We start from the raw sequence: 13,741 nt of genomic DNA on the forward strand, positions 1-13,741 counted from the left end.
TCCCGGAGAGCGAGACGAGTTGCGTTATTCTGCAGCCTGGAGCTTGGCGCTCGGCGCTTCCTTCCAGGGAGCTTTCGTTCTTTTCCAAATTGGCGAGTTGACGGCCATGTCCATGTCGCGCGCGAAGATCGCAAAGCCGTCATAACCGTGATATGGACCCGAATAGTCCCACGAATGCATCTGCCGGAACGGCACCCCCATCTTTTGGAAAACGTACTTTTCCTTGATGCCTGAGCCGACAAGATCAGGCTGGAGTTTTTCGACGAAGCGCTCGAACTCATAGCCATTGACGTCATCATAGATGAGGGTGCTGTCTTTCACGTAGTGCTGAGCTGTGCGCTGATAGTCGTCGTTGTGACCGAACTCGTAGCCAGTGCCAATGACGTCCATCCCGAGGTCCTCGTACGCGCCAATCACATGACGCGGACGAAGGCCGCCGACGTACAGCATCACCGTCTTGCCCTCGAGGCGCGGGCGATATTTTGCAATCACGGCGTCCACCAGCGGCTGATACTTCTCGATCACTCGCTCGGCGCCTTCCTTGATCTTGTCATCAAAATAACCCGCAATCCTGCGCAGTGAGTCCGCGATCTTTGAAGGTCCGAAGAAGTTGTACTCGCACCAAGGGATGCCGAACTTCTCTTCCATGTGGCGTGAGATATAGTTCATGGAACGGTAGCAATGCAGAATGTTGAGCTTTGCCTTCGGCGTTGCTTCGAGCTCGGCCAGTGAACCGTCGCCGGACCACTGCGCGATTACCCGTAGTCCCATCTCTTCAAGCAGAATTCGCGATGACCAAGCATCGCCGCCGATATTGTAGTCTCCGATGATCGCAACATCGTATGGTGTCGGCTCGAACTTTGGTTTGCCCTCGGCCTCGATATGCCCGAAAATCCAATCGCGTACCGCATCGTTTGCAATGTGATGGCCTAGTGACTGCGACACACCCCGAAAGCCCTCACAACGGACCGGCACGATGGTCTTGCCTCCATATTCTTTGGATTTCGCCCTTGACACCGCCTCGATATCGTCACCGATCAACCCTACCGGGCACTCTGATTGTATCGTGATGCCGTTGTTGAGTGGAAACAGCTCTTGGATTTCATCAAGGATTTTGTCCAGTTTCTTGTCGCCGCCAAATACGATATCCTTTTCCTGGAAGTCGGAGGTGAACTGCAGAGTCACGAAGCTATCGATGCCCGTGGTGCCAACGTAATAGTTGCGCCGCGAGCCCCATGAATATTGGCCGCAGCCAACCGGGCCATGGCTGATATGAACCATGTCCTTGATTGGTCCCCAGACCACCCCCTTCGACCCTGCATAGGCGCACCCTCTTATCGTCATCACGCCGGGTATGGATTTGATGTTGGACTTCACCCCGCAGTCCGACTTACCTGCTTGGTGCACGTTGAGGTGCTTGGCACGCCTTTTCGCGGTTTTCTCCGGATAGACCTTCAGCACCTCCTCGATCAGCTCTTTGTTGCGAGCCCTGATTTCTGCAACGCTGTTGGTCGTGGCGAGACTCATCTGGTGTCCTTTAAAAGGTTAGCTGTTGGGAGGGCGGCTTCTTGATCCAAGACTTTGCAACCGGCATGCCAGGGTCTCATGAGCACTAAAACTAGAACAACAACAGTTTCTTAGCGCGCCTTGTACGGTGACGGGCTGTTGTTGCGAATCCGACATCTCGCCTTTGCGAGGGACTCTTGGTTTGGCGGCGTTCGAAATGGAACAAGGCGGCCGCGCGTGAAATTCACGGCGGAGTTTTTGAGTTTATGCGCGACAGCAACGCTCTGCGGGGTAAGGCGGAAGCAGGCCGCAAGTCTGGCTTCCAATCCTTCATACTTATTGAAACCTATAGGTGCTCACCTGCGATGTAATGACGTGCGCGATCTCGCGCTCTAGGGTCCAGACTCAATTGAGCCAATATGCGACGAGAGCGGCGAGATGAACAGCGGCCAAAAAATTACGGGCGAGCTTGTCATATCGCGTGGCGATGCGCCGGAAGTCCTTGAGCCTGCAAAAGCAGCGTTCGATGACATTTCGTCCTTTGTAGGCGCGTTTGTTGAAGCGATGGATGACGACACGGTTAGATTTATTGGGGATTACGGGCTTGGCGCCACGACGAATGATTTCGCCGCGAAGCTTGTCGCCATCATACCCTTTGTCGGCGAGGAGCACGCTCATGGGTGGCGCGAGCGCCAGGACATCGGGAGCCGCAGCGATATCTGCATCCTGGCCTGGAGTCAGATGCAGGACGACCGGCCGGCAGAGCGGATCGCTCAGCGCATGGATTTTTGTCGTGCGGCCTCCGCGCGAGCGGCCGATTGCTTGATTGTGCTCCCCCCTTTTCCGCCGGAGGCACACCGGTGAGCTTTAATCGAGGTCGAGTCGAGCGACAGTACGACGCCGTCTTCGCCAGGCTTGGCCAGCGCTTCGAAGATTGCGCACCATCGTCCTCGCTTGGCCCAGCGATTGAAGCGATTGTAGATCGTCGTGTAAGGGCCGTATTCACGTGGACAATCACGCCATCGTGCACCCGATTGCAGCATGTGAATGATGCCGCTGACGATGCGTCGGTCGTCGTCCCGATCCGGCCCCGTCAGTCCCCTCGGCAGATGCGGTTCGATACGCGCCCATTGCCTGTCGTTCAGCCAAAACAAACCAGCGCGCATTCTCTCGCCCCCGAATCAACACGTAGGCAAGAGAATCACGTGGCGCTATTTAGGTACAGACCCTAGATCTCAAAGCGAGCTACCTCGACGCCACGTGAACTTCTTAGGCTCGTTAGATCACACGAGCATCGTCGCGCCTTGATAAGGGGGAGCTATGCGGGATTTTGGGTGACGAGGCGATCAGGCGGCGTGGTTTTCCGGCACTTGGATGACCTCGATGCCGTTTTCGAATCTGACACCTGCGCTGACCTTCGGCAACTGATTTGTGCCTTTCAGCCGCCGCCAGGTCTTTGATGCGGCGCAGAGCAGCTTGAACACCATCAACTTGGCAGTTGTTGACGATAACGAACCTTTCGTGCGCACCGTTCTGTGCCGGACCCTCGCGAACACGCTTTCGATGGGATTCGTCGTCCGCAAGTGGTCCCAATGCTCGGCGGGGAATTCGTAGAACGCAAGCATTGCGTCGCGATCTTTCGTCAGGCACTCGACCGTCGTACTTCGCTCCGTATTTCTCGGCAAAGACATCGATCGCCACTTCGGCCGAAGCTCGGTTGGACGCCAAATAGACCTCGCGCAGATCCTTCTTCATGCTGGCCTGTACCGACACTGCGACTTTGTTCAAGATATTCGCGGTTTTGTGCACCCAGCACCGCTGATGTCGCGTGGCGGGAAAGACCTCGTCGAGCGCCTTCCAGAAGCCGAGCGCGCCGTCACCGACGGCGATTTCCGGGGCGATCTTCAGCCCACGGGTTTTCGCCTCGACGAGCAGTTCGTGCCAGCTCTGCGTGCTCTCGCGCACGCCGACCTGGAAGCCGATGAGTTCCTTCTTGCCTTCCGGCGTCGCGCCGATCAGCACCAGCATGCATTCGCTGTGGTCTTCCATGCGAGCCTGCAGGAAGACGCCGTCCGCCCACACGTATACGTACCGGCGCGCCGACAGATCGCGCTTCTGCCAACGCTCGTACTCGAGCTGCCACTCCGTCGTCAGTCTGGAAACCACCGCCGGAGAAAGATTCGGCGCATCCTTGCCCAAGAGCGCCGCCAGCGCCTCCTGGAAGTCGCCCGTCGAGATGCCTCGCAGGTACAGAACCGGCAAAAGTGCATCCAAGCTCTTCGTGCGCCGTGCCCACAACGGCAGGATCGCCGAGGTGAAGCGGATCCGCTCGCCATCGCTGGTCACCGCGCGATCGCGAATCTTTACCCGGGCGACTTCGACGGCGCCGATCCCCGTCTGGATCGTCCGCACTGGACCATGGCCGTGCCGCACGAGGCGGTCGCGGCCATCGGGAAGCTTCAAGCCCTTCATCGCGGCGAGAAACGCCTCGGCTTCCATCTCGACAGCCTGCGCAAGCAGCTGCCGAGCACCAGATCGCAAAATATTCGTCAGTGGATCGTCGATCTCATCGGGCTGACGCAGTGGGACAATGTTGCTATGCTCGTTCATGGCGTATCGCTCTCCTTGAGGTTCTGGCAGGCTCGACACCCGCCTCGATACGCCGCCTATCTCATTCCGTCATCACCCAGTTTCCCGCATAGCTCGATAAGGGGCACGCACGATCACATCGATGTCTTCGCGTGTGTTGTACATGCCGAGGGACACAGAGCACGCAGCCAGCACGCCGAGATGCATGTGCAGCGGCATCGCACAGCGCCCCCCGCCCGCACCGATGCAGCGGCCCGGGCGACGATCGTGGCAATATCATGCGCGTGCGTTCCCTTCACTTCGAACGAATTAATCGCTCCCTTCTCGGCCGCCGTCCCGATCATCCGAACAAAGTTGAGGTCCCCTAGCCTCTCCTGACCGTAAGCGGCCAGTATGTTCTCGTGCCTGTGGATCCGTACCTTGCCTGTTGAACTGATGTAATCGATAGCCGCGCCTAAGCCGATGGCCTGGACGATCGGCGGCGTACCCGCGTCGAACCGGTGTGGCCGATCGCCATAGATGACCCCGGAATGCGAGACTTCACGGATCATCTCCCCGCCGCCATTGAACGGCGGCATCGACGGCAGATGCTCAGACTCGCCGTAAAGCACACCAATGCCAGCCGGACCATACAGTTTGGGGCTGGTCATGACGTAGAAATCGCAATCGATGTCGCATACGTCGGCGTTCAGACGGACGCATCATTGCGAGCCGTCGACCAGCAACGGGATACCCCGGGCATGCGCGATCCTGACTGTCTCTGATCGGCAACACTGTCGCGAGCACGTTCGACATGTGTGTGATCGCAACCATCCTGGTACGCGAGAGTCAGAAGCCGCTCGAAATCGTCGAGCAGGACACTTCCCTCATTATCCACCGGCGCCCATTTTATCACTGCACCAAGTCGTCTCTGAGAAGGCGCCAGGGCACGATGTCCAGAATTGAGAGAACAATCTCGTCACCCGGGGTGATACGTTCACGGCCGAAGGTCTGGGCGACCAGATTAATTGCCTCCGTGCACTCCTGATGAAGATGATCTCTTCGCTGCAATGCGCGTTCACAAACCGCCACCTTGGCACGGGCACCTTCATAGGCCTCGGTCGCCGCGTTAGAGAGGTGGTGCAAGCCACGATGAACGTTGGCGTATTCGCAGGAGTATACCTGCATCATACGAACAAGCACCGCGTTCGGCTTTTGCGCGGCTGCAGCGTTATCGAGGTAAACCAGCGGCTTGCCCTACACTTTCATGCACAGTGCAGGAAAGTCCATACGCAGACGGTCGACCTCTTAACCCCCATTGCTCGTTGCGGGATGTACACTCATCCCCCACCCCGCAGCCAGTGTTCAGCTCGCGCTGTCACAAACTCGCGCAAATTCTTGGAAGCGATCTCCTCAATCGCTTCGCCAACGAACGCTTTAATCAGCAACATCCGCGCATCCTTCTCGGACAGTCCCCGAGCGCGCAAATGGAATACGAGATTCTCGTCGAGCGCACCCGATGCCGCGCCGTGGCCGCAGGTCACGTCGTCAGCCAAGATTTCAAGTTCCGGCTTATTGTCGGCCTCGGCCTGGTCGGATAGCAGCATCGCTCGCGTCGTCAGGGCGGCATCCGTCTTCCGGGCGGCGGGACGAACGACGATTCGACCCTGAAACACCGAGCGTCCACAATCATCGACGACCGCGCGGAACTTCTCCCGGCTGGTGCAATATGGCACTGCGTGGTCGACCACGATCGTTGTGTCGGCGTGCAGCTTTCCTCTGACGAGATTAACCCCATTCGCCGAGAGCTTTGCTCCCTCGCCGGCCAGGGTGATGAAACCCTGATAGCGGCTGACGGAGCCGCTGCAGGTCATGCTGAAGAAGTCGAGCGTAGCCCCGGCGCCGACGGCCACGATCGCCGAGGAGATATTCGCAGCGTCACAGGCATCGGCTGCCACGCGGATATGCGAAAGGCTCGCCTCGTCACCAACCAAGGCGATGATCGCATCGTTGGCCTGATAGCCGCTCGCACCTTCTGCCGCCACGAAACTTTCCACGACGACCGCATGCGCTGCTTTACCGAGCTGCAGATACGAGCGGGTAAACGTGGACACCGAACAACCGGTTGCCACGTGAACGATGTGAATTGGAGGGTTCAACGCAGCGCCGTCGGGGACCGTAATCACCAAGCCATCTGTCGCCATTGCGGCATTGAGCGAGATCGCCGGGTTGCTCGTCGTCAACAGCACCAGACCAGCCAACTCTGCCGTGGCCGCGTCCTCCACAACCTCCCTCAGCGAGCGTACAACGATTTCATTTTCCAACTCGCCGAGATGGGATAGGTGCGGAGTGAATATGCCGTCCACCAAAACAAGCTTGACTGCCTGATGAGCAGCGGCTTGCTTGGCCGATACGTTTGCGCGGACGATCGCGTCCGCATCCGGTCGCGGAGCGAGTGGCAGCACCTCGCCGATCAGTGCGCGTGGATCAGTGTATTTCCAATTCTCCATGCGCGGATGCGGGAGGCCGGCACTTTTGTAAATCTCGAATGCCCTCGCCCGGATTTCCGGAACAGGGGCTACACCAGGCAGTTGCGCCGCAGCAAAGACCTCCCCCGTGGCGCGTTTGGCGCGAGCTTTGGCCTGCTTCATCGGTAAATCCTTGAGGTCAGGCTGCGTCTTCGAATTGGGCGTAGCCATAAGCCTCGAGCTCCTGCGCGAGTTCCTTGCCACCGCTTTTCCTGACCCGTCCTTTCGACATCACGTGCACAACGTCCGGCTCGATATGGTCGAGGAGCCGTCGATAGTGAGTGATCACGACCATCGCTCGTTCGGGCGAACGCAAGCCATTGATGCCGTTGGCGACGATACGCAGCGCGTCAATGTCCAGGCCGGAATCGATCTCGTCCAGGATGCACAGGCCCGGCTCGAACAGCGCCATCTGCAAAATTTCGTTGCGCTTCTTCTCGCCGCCTGAGAAACCGACATTGAAGCCGCGCTTGAGCATGTCGTGAGGGATGTTAAGCCAACCGGCGGCCTCACGGATCCTTTTCAGAAACTCGGGGGTGGATAATTCCCGCTCGTCTCGCGCTTTGCGCTGGGCGTTCAGTGCCGCCCGCAGAAAGTTCATTGTGGTCACGCCAGGGATCTCGACCGGATATTGGAAGGCCAGGAGCACGCCCTTGGCGGCGCGCTCCTCCGGGTCCATCTCCAGGAGATCTTCCTCCTTGAACAGAATCTGGCCGCCGGTGACCTCATAGCCGGGCTTGCCGGCGATCACATGCGAGAGCGTCGACTTGCCGGACCCGTTCGGCCCCATGATCGCGTGCACCTCACCCGCATTGACGCTAAGATCGAGGCCATGAATAATTTCGAGGCCTTCGACGCGAGCATGCAAGTCGCGGATTTCGAGGAGCGCCATTCTGATCTGGTCCCTTAAAGTGCGTCGTATAGCGGGCCGTATTTGAGACGGCTTGCTGGAGGTTGGTTTATCCAACTGATCCGTCGAGCGAGATCGAGATTAGCTTCTGCGCTTCCACTGCGAATTCCATCGGCAGCTTTTGCAGAACGTTCTTGACGAAGCCGTTGACGACGATGCCGACCGCTTCCTCCTGAGAAAGCCCGCGCTGGACGCAGTAGAACAGCACGTCCTCGGAGATCTTCGAGGTCGTCGCCTCGTGCTCGAACGTCGCCGAGGAGTTCTTGGCTTCGATGTACGGCACGGTGTGCGCGCCGCATTTGTCGCCGATCAGGAGCGAATCGCAGGCGGTGAAGTTGCGCGCGCCGGTCGCTTTCCGGTGCGCGGTGACGAGCCGCGATAGGTGTTCTGCGACTTGCCGGCGGCGATGCCCTTCGAGATGATGCGGCTCGACGTGTTCTTGCCGAGGTGGATCATCTTGGTGCCCGAATCGACCTGCTGGAAGCCGTTCGAGATCGCGATCGAGTAGAACTCGCCGCGGGAATTGTCGCCGCGCAGGATGCAGCTCGGATACTTCCAGGTGATCGCCGAACCCGTTTCGACCTGGGTCCAGGAGATCTTGGAATTGTTGCCGCGGCAGTCGCCACGCTTGGTGGCGAAATTGTAGATGCCGCCCTTGCCTTCCGAATTGCCGGGATACCAGTTCTGCACCGTCGAATAATTGATCTCGGCATCGTCATGCGCGACGAGCTCGACCACGGCGGCGTGGAGCTGGTTCTCGTCGCGCTGCGGCGCGGTGCAGCCTTCGAGATAGGAGACGTAGGAGCCCTTGTCGGCGATGATCAGCGTCCGCTCAAACTGGCCGGTGTTGCGCTCGTTGATGCGGAAATAGGTCGATAGCTCCATCGGGCAGCGCACGCCCGGCGGCGCGTAGACGAACGAGCCGTCGGAGAACACCGCCGAGTTCAGCGTCGCGTAGAAATTGTCCGAGGTCGGAACCACAGAGCCGAGATATTTCTGGACCAGCTCGGGATGCTCGCGGATGGCTTCTGAGATCGGCATGAAGATCACGCCGGCCTTCTTCAGCTCCGCCTTGAAGGTGGTCGCAACCGAAACCGAATCGAACACCGCATCGACCGCGATCTTGCGGCGCGCCGGATCTTGCTCGCCGGGCTTCGGCTCGACGCCTTCGAGCATGGCGACTTCCCGCAGGGGAATGCCGAGCTTCTCGTAGGTCTTGAGAATCTCCGGATCGATCTCGTCGAGCGAGGTGACCGTCTTCTTCGGCTTCGGCGCCGCGTAATAATAGAGGTCCTGGAAGTCGATCTTGGGATAGTCGACGCGGGCCCAGGTCGGCTCGGTCATGGTCAGCCAGCGCCGATAGGCTTCGAGCCGCCACTGGAGCATCCAGGCGGGCTCGTTCTTCTTCTCGGAGATGAACCGGACGGTGTCTTCAGACAGCCCCTTGGGGGCCTTGTCGGACTCGATCAGGGTCTCAAACCCATAACGATACTGGTCGACGTCGATGCGCTTGACGCGCTCGACCGTCTCTTGAACGGCTACCATTGCCTCCTCCGCTCACTCAAGGCAACTCCCGCCGGCGCCGACTGCGCAGCAATCTTTCCGAGCGGCTCGCGCAAATCACTTCGAACACGGGGCTAGCGAGCGAGGAAAACGGGAGACGGGTCGCAAAGGCGGCTGTTTTGGATATTATCTTCATCATGCTTCGTGCAGGAGCCCCTCTCATCGGCTGCCGCTCCTATGCGGGCACGCAAGTATCTGGCACGGGGCAAACCACGGCGCACTTTGGCGCGTCAGAATGCCCCTCACATTGGGTACACTGGGACGGATTGATCACATAGATGTCGTTCTTCAGGCTAATCGCGGCATTGGGACACTCGAACTCACACGCACCGCAGACCGTGCATTGGGATGCGATTATCTTGTAGGCCATCAGTGCTATTCCATAAGCAGAAGGTGCGGAACAGTTTCTTGCTATCAAGTCTTGTGCCAGACATCTTGAGCTTGATTCATCTGAAGAAATTTCGATAACGCAAGTCGCCGACCCGATACGGTGTCGCAAATCCTACAACGAACATGACAATCTGATCTCGATCCTGTGGTTTGCGCATGATCGGTGTCACGGCCGTCAGCGATCAGGTAAACCACCTTCTCCAGCATTAGGGAACGATCCGAGATCCTTAAGGCCGCCTGCCGCGGCTATGATCGATGTGTCGCGACATCATGGAGCTGTCCGGGCAAGTATCAGGTCGCCCGCGGCGCATCTTGTCGGCTCCACTCAACGGGACCGTTAGGCAAAGCATCATGACGAACAAACCGGCCGTCATCGCCGATCCAATCGACGTACCCAGATTCCGTCAGAAAGGTCGCAGCAGTCGCTCCAGACAAAACCTCACTGGTGATGCGCATCTTCGTGGAGCCCAAGGGACGGATTCTCAGTTGCCCTGTATTGCGGCCAAAACCGGCATTCACATGCACCGTATGGGGCGAAGGTACATCGTCTCCCTATCCCGGCGGCGGTTGAGGCAGGCGTTCGTCCGGTGATCCTCTGCTTCGTTCCGCACTCCTAATCAATACTGGCGGAGGTCAGTTGATAAATAGCCGAAAAAAAGAGCCACCCCGAAGGGTGGCCTTAGTCAGGGAGGAAACGCCCATGAGGGCCTCTGGGATCAGGCCGCAGCCTGTTCGATCGGGGAGAAGGGCAGCCCGAGGCTCTCGGCCACCGCCTTGTATGTTAGCCGGCCCCGATGGACGTTGAGGCCTGCGCGCAGATGTGGATTCTCGAGTACGGCGGAAAAACCCTTGTTGGCCAGAGCCAAACCAAACGGCAGGGTCGCGTTATTCAGTGCCTGGCTCGAGGTTAGCGGCACGGCACCCGGCATATTGGCCACACAATAATGAATGATGCCATCTACTTCGTATGTTGGATCAGCGTGAGTGGTTGGGCGCGATGTCTCAAAGCAGCCGCCCTGATCGATAGCGACGTCCACGAGTACGGCTCTCTTGCGCATTGAGCTCAGCATGCTCCGGCGGACCAGCTTCGGAGCGCTCGCCCCTGGGACGAGCACCGCACCAATCACCACGTCCGCCGCAAATACCTCTTCCTCCACGGATTCGATGGTCGAAAACCTAGTACCCGGAATCAGAGCTGAGTGATACGGCGGCCTTTGAAACGGCGTTGACGGACCTTTTTCTTGGTCCAGACGAAGGGCTCGGCTCTGTCGTTGTATGCGTTGACGTAGGCATCGATGTGTTCCTGAAGCTGCTTGAGGCTCGTGAAGGAGGTGCCGCTGAGCGACTGCCCCTGCAAGATGGAAAACCATACTTCGACCTGATTGAGCCATGACGCACTTGTCGGCGTGAAATGAAATTGCACGTTGGGGTGGGCCTTGAGCCAGTCCTCGTTCTTTTTATGGGTGTTGAGGTTGTCGAGGATGACGTGAAGCTTGCGGTTCGGAAAAGCCGCGGTGACGCTGTTCATGAAATCGAGAAACTCGACGCGGCGCCGGCGTTTTGAATGGGTCGCGATGATCTTTCCGGTGGCGACTTCGAGCGCCGCAAACAATGTTGTGGTGCCATGCCGCTTGTAATCGTGGCTTTGGCCGGTCAAGGCGCGGCCATTGGGCAACTTCAGATAACCCTGCGCTCGCTCCAAAGCCTGGATCGAGGGCTTCTCGTCCACGCACAGCACAATGGCCTTCGCCGGCGGCGCGACATAGAGGCCGACAACATCGGCGGCTTTGGCCGTAAAGTTCGGGTCGTTGCTCTCGCACCAGGACTTGCGAGCCACCAGGTCAATCTTGTGGCTGCGCAGGAACCGCCAGACATATTGGACATCGACATCGCCCAGCGCCTCGGCCAGCAGGGGGCCGGTCCAGCGCGCAAACCCTTGCGGTGGCGGCTTATCCAGCAGCTTCAGAATCCGCTTGTCGGTCGTCTTCGTATAGATCGGCTGCTTGCCAGGCCGCGGCTTGTCTTGCAGCCCTTCAAGGCCATGGTCGGCATAGCGATGCCGCCAAAGGCTGACAATCCGCGGCTGGACCCCAACTTCCTTGGCGATCGACCGGGTGCTGCGCCCATCCGCCGCCAACAGAACTATCCGCGCCCGCTTCAAATCGCGCTGCAACGTCACCGGTGAGCGACAGCACGCCTCAAGCACCTTGCGATCTTTCCTCGAAAGGTGGACTTCTCTTGCTTCGGGTATCATCCCGACCTTGAATCACGACTCACGTTCCAAGAAAAGTGGGTACTAGCACGATGCGGATCTTCTCTTCCGCCGAATACTGCCGGCGGGTCTGGCGCCGAATGTCCTTTAGCACTTGGTCTGCCGACGCTTTGCCCGGTCCGGATTCTGTTTCATCTTCGCTCCTGGTGGCTACGATGAACCAGAAATCCTCCCTCCGCAAAATCCCCGTGTTTGTCTCACAGGCCCTGACGGCGAACAGGCCGCTCGGAAGGTGCGTCGGGGGGCTCAACTTGGGCGCCGCTCGAGCAGGATGGCGCCGATGAGACGCAAACCGTCGCTCGCAGCATCGAGTGCAGGCCGCTTAAACTCTAACCCCTGAGGAGCCAGACGCTCCTTTCGCCAGCCGCCTAATCAGCCTCAAATCATTTGACAACGGACAACGGTTGCGCCGCTTGTGCGGCGCCAGCAACCGGTCGGCCCTCTGCTGAGATGTTTCGTTGTCGTGCAACACTTCGAGACTACAGACGCGAGCGATCGCCACGACGCGGCGCGAGATTCGCTGATGGTTCATGGATTTTGCTTTTAGCTCTGATGCCGGTAGCGGACTGGCTGCCGGGGTTCAGAAACCGTAATCGTGACCGGCCAATGTGCTTTTGGGGTGCGCTTGGACACGGGCGCACCGTCCCCGCCGAACGGGGCTGTTAGCACGCTGGCCCATTGATGGCCACTGATGCTGTCTTCGGTTTCTGAGACCCGATCCTATGGTTGCATACAACCTAGACGTTTGCAATGTTAATATTCCACTCTAGGCGCGACGAAACCGCGCGCTCCCGTTGCAAGGCTCGACGCTGAAAGACACGTTGGATAAGGAACGGCCTCGTGATCGCCGGGGTCTTCGAGCCCTCGGCTGCGCTCGGCCTTATCAAACCCGAATTGCTCAAGCTCCTCCCGCAAGCGCAGACAACATGGTCAGTCCAAAGAGGTGCCGAACTCCTAACCCGATCTATTCACGAGAGCACGGTCGTTCTTGACGTCTGACGGGGGCTGGCGGCTGGCGTGGGTGACCGTCCGGCCTTTTCTCACCGGGTTCTACATCAAGCTGTTTTGTAGGCGATGGAGGAGTGGGGCGGGTGAGCGGGCGCAGGCCCGGTCGGTTACGGACCGAGCGGGAGCAGCGCGCCGGGCAAGCAGCGGATCAGGTCGGCTTCGGGACATGCCGCGGCGAACGCAAGGCGAATGCGGCTCGTGGTCTCGACCACACGGGCAGCGAGCTTCAAGAGACGAAGACGCAGCGTCGCGAACTCGGCAGCGGCCAATTCCCGGGCTTTGGGAATGGCGTCGCGCACGGTCAGCATCAGCCAATAAGCGGCCGTATGGAGCACGAGACGGACCTGGTTGGCGAGCGCCGAACGGCAGCTGGTGCGATCGGAGGCGAGCTGCGTCTTATGCAGCTTGATCAGATTCTCGGCTTGGCCGCGCGCGCAATACAGGCTGTCGTAGATCCACTCGGCCGAGCCGACATCGAGGCTGGTGACGACGAAACGGATGTCGAGGCCGAGCATCGTCGCCTCAATACGGGCGACGGTGCGCCGTTCGCGATCCCAGGACTTTGCCTTGTGGCGCGTCTCGGTATAGCCACGCAGAACCGGCAGGTTCTCGATGGCGCGTCGGGTGCGGATGTCGTCGGCGACCTCGTCGACTTTTCTGGCGAGAGGCTTGGTGCCGGACAGACCGAAGATGTAGTCGATGCCGTTGGTCTCGCACCACGCCATGGCCTCCGGCCGGGCATAGTGCCCGTCGCCACGGAACGTAATTCGCGTGTTGTGCCACCGCGTGCGGATATGCCGTACCAGGCGGCGCAGAAGGGCACGCACCTCGACGCCGCCCGGCGTCTTGGCTTCACAACCGAATCCTACGCCGTATCAGCGCTTTACACCACGCTCGCCAGCCTCTCGGGCGCCTCTTACGAATAAGACAGGCTAGTAAGCGGAAACCTCGACCGGTACCTGAACGGATCGATCATTTATCGAGCATTCCACTCTC

General features: G+C 59.1%; 7 protein-coding genes and 5 pseudogenes. All 12 read right to left on the bottom strand.

Translation table 11 applies throughout. The features are described from left to right. Positions 1-24 precede the first annotated feature (24 nt). Entirely contained in the window at positions 25-1,527 is a 1,503-nt protein-coding gene (gene nifD, locus ACFLEY_RS43285) for a nitrogenase molybdenum-iron protein alpha chain (protein WP_060909252.1), read from the bottom strand. 384 nt (positions 1,528-1,911) lie between these two features. Then, positions 1,912-2,672, bottom strand: a protein-coding gene (locus ACFLEY_RS43290) for an IS5 family transposase (protein ID WP_110115998.1) whose coding sequence is annotated in 2 segments (ribosomal slippage) — positions 1,912-2,333 and positions 2,333-2,672 — 762 coding nt in all. Because the reading frame shifts where the segments join, the coding sequence is not laid out codon by codon here. 180 nt (positions 2,673-2,852) lie between these two features. Next, a pseudogene (locus tag ACFLEY_RS43295) lies at positions 2,853-4,165 on the bottom strand (IS256 family transposase). 23 nt (positions 4,166-4,188) lie between these two features. Continuing rightward, positions 4,189-4,745, bottom strand: a pseudogene (locus ACFLEY_RS43300) (aminotransferase class V-fold PLP-dependent enzyme). Between the two features lie 241 nt (positions 4,746-4,986). Beyond that, positions 4,987-5,265, bottom strand: coding sequence for an aminotransferase class V-fold PLP-dependent enzyme (locus ACFLEY_RS43305; protein ID WP_369527133.1), 279 nt, complete (start codon positions 5,263-5,265; stop codon positions 4,987-4,989). A gap of 149 nt (positions 5,266-5,414) precedes the next feature. Further along, positions 5,415-6,725, bottom strand: a complete 1,311-nt coding sequence (gene sufD, locus ACFLEY_RS43310; protein WP_060909253.1) for a Fe-S cluster assembly protein SufD — start codon at positions 6,723-6,725, stop codon at positions 5,415-5,417. Between the two features lie 16 nt (positions 6,726-6,741). After that, positions 6,742-7,494, bottom strand: a complete 753-nt coding sequence (sufC, locus tag ACFLEY_RS43315; protein WP_060909254.1) for a Fe-S cluster assembly ATPase SufC — start codon at positions 7,492-7,494, stop codon at positions 6,742-6,744. Positions 7,495-7,561: 67 nt separating this feature from the next. Beyond that, positions 7,562-9,057: pseudogene (gene sufB / locus ACFLEY_RS43320) on the bottom strand (Fe-S cluster assembly protein SufB). Positions 9,058-9,250: 193 nt separating this feature from the next. Next, positions 9,251-9,445: a 4Fe-4S binding protein gene (locus tag ACFLEY_RS43325; protein WP_011084548.1), complete on the bottom strand. Its 195-nt coding sequence runs from the start codon at positions 9,443-9,445 to the stop codon at positions 9,251-9,253. Between the two features lie 736 nt (positions 9,446-10,181). Continuing rightward, positions 10,182-10,646 (bottom strand): annotated as a pseudogene (locus tag ACFLEY_RS43330) (alanine dehydrogenase); the annotation flags it as partial. 8 nt (positions 10,647-10,654) lie between these two features. After that, a complete protein-coding gene (locus ACFLEY_RS43335; RefSeq protein ID WP_026192128.1) occupies positions 10,655-11,719 on the bottom strand; it encodes an IS630-like element ISRj1 family transposase in 1,065 nt (354 codons plus the stop codon). A 1,133-nt stretch (positions 11,720-12,852) separates the two neighbouring features. Next, positions 12,853-13,593: pseudogene (locus ACFLEY_RS43340) on the bottom strand (IS1380-like element ISBdi2 family transposase); the annotation flags it as partial. Positions 13,594-13,741: the final 148 nt, after the last annotated feature.

Origin of the sequence: Bradyrhizobium sp. YCK136, assembly GCF_044570075.1 — a bacterium.
In the GTDB taxonomy this organism is placed as follows: Bacteria; Pseudomonadota; Alphaproteobacteria; order Rhizobiales; family Xanthobacteraceae; genus Bradyrhizobium; species Bradyrhizobium diazoefficiens.

Coding starts and splice junctions, on each gene's coding strand:
- nifD (WP_060909252.1), bottom strand. CDS start 1,527: ATGAGTCTCGCCACGACCAACAGCGTTGCAGAAATCAGGGCTCGCAAC.
- ACFLEY_RS43305 (WP_369527133.1), bottom strand. CDS start 5,265: ATGATGCAGGTATACTCCTGCGAATACGCCAACGTTCATCGTGGCTTG.
- sufD (WP_060909253.1), bottom strand. CDS start 6,725: ATGAAGCAGGCCAAAGCTCGCGCCAAACGCGCCACGGGGGAGGTCTTT.
- sufC (WP_060909254.1), bottom strand. CDS start 7,494: ATGGCGCTCCTCGAAATCCGCGACTTGCATGCTCGCGTCGAAGGCCTC.
- ACFLEY_RS43325 (WP_011084548.1), bottom strand. CDS start 9,445: ATGGCCTACAAGATAATCGCATCCCAATGCACGGTCTGCGGTGCGTGT.
- ACFLEY_RS43335 (WP_026192128.1), bottom strand. CDS start 11,719: ATGATACCCGAAGCAAGAGAAGTCCACCTTTCGAGGAAAGATCGCAAG.